The following is a 1228-nucleotide window of genomic DNA, read 5'->3' on the forward strand; positions in this document are numbered from 1 at the left end:
CAAGAAAACAGGGCTTTCTAGCCACGCTTCAAGTTCACATTTTACTGAATTTTTGGGGATATTTTTGAATTTTAGACACAATACAACTAGTGCAGTACCGTCATTAAATACGATTTTTTACACTATGTCAACAAAAAAATCATGATCTTGTATTTTTTTACCTAAATATGGTGTTTTAAAAGATGTCCTTTATTTTCCTTCAGCACAACATTTATGTTGTATTGAAACATTTTAGATGTTATATTATTATAATGAATAGTCAAGAATTGAAAAGATATCTTATAAAGCATGGTTGCAGTTTTACTTCAGGGAAAGGTGGACATTTGCTTGTAAAGCGCGGTTCTAAAAAGTCCGTTTTACCTATGCATGGTACGCGAAAAGAATTAGGAACATGATTAGTCCAGAAGATTCTTAAAGATCTTGACCTAAAATAAGCCTGAATATGGAGGTGTAAATGAAATATGCAATCAAATTTATCAAAGATGACAATGATACTCTTCTAGTCGTCTCTAAAGACTTTCAGGAATTTATTACCTATGGTAACGATGAAAAAGAAGCTTTGGAACAGGCTAAAAATGCACTTTTAACAGTCATTATGGGGCGTTTTCAAGATCGTGAACCTATTCCCTTTGGACATCGTGATATTGCCTATCCTTTTGTTGAAGTATCTTCATTGGTGACTTTAAAAATTGCAATACATAACGCTATGATTGAAAAAAACTTACGCAAAGCTGATCTCGTACGTCTTTTAAAACTTCATCCAACACAAATTGACCGATTGTTGGATTTAAACCACGCAACCAAATTAGATGCCTTGGAATCCACTCTCATTGCTCTTGGAAAAGAGGTTGCCATTAATATCCAAGACGCCGCTTGAAAACTACCGGTTTTGCGTAAAATGTTTATAAAGCGCATTAAGAGCGACCCGCAATGAAAGCACAAGGTGTGGTAGTGATTGATCTTCTATGACAAGATACTGTAATGCAGCATGAAGGTTATATTGACGGTGTAAACATTGAGCTTCTTGAACAACATTTTTTACAGCTAAAAGATGTTCTGTTGCTATCTGTACCCATTTCTTTCTTGCTCCGTTATCAGAAGTTGTAGGCATTTCATCATAAATTGCATTAGGCAATGCTTTTGCACATAGGTAATTGTTTTTCACTTCAAGATATTTTTGCGCAGCATCATATTGGTCTTGATTTATTTCGCCTTGCAAATAAAGCCG

2 protein-coding genes and 1 pseudogene are annotated in these 1228 nt (G+C 34.7%); 2 read left to right on the forward strand and 1 reads right to left on the reverse strand.

What is annotated here, in order from left to right; translation table 11 throughout:
- The first annotated feature begins 251 nt into the window (after nt 1-251).
- Both ACFIMA_RS09640 and ACFIMA_RS09645 read left to right on the forward strand, forming a co-directional pair.
- Entirely contained in the window at nt 252-395 is a 144-nt protein-coding gene (locus ACFIMA_RS09640; RefSeq protein ID WP_375654038.1) for an addiction module toxin, HicA family, read from the forward strand.
- 59 nt (nt 396-454) lie between these two features.
- Nucleotides 455-877: a type II toxin-antitoxin system HicB family antitoxin gene (locus tag ACFIMA_RS09645; protein WP_375649820.1), complete on the forward strand. Its 423-nt coding sequence runs from the start codon at nt 455-457 to the stop codon at nt 875-877.
- Nucleotides 878-880: 3 nt separating this feature from the next.
- Here ACFIMA_RS09645 and ACFIMA_RS09650 read toward each other — a convergent pair.
- Nucleotides 881-1228 (reverse strand): annotated as a pseudogene (locus ACFIMA_RS09650) (hypothetical protein); the annotation flags it as partial.

The sequence above is a fragment of the Bartonella sp. AP88HLJMH genome (assembly GCF_042195605.1).
Lineage (GTDB): Bacteria > Pseudomonadota > Alphaproteobacteria > Rhizobiales > Rhizobiaceae > Bartonella.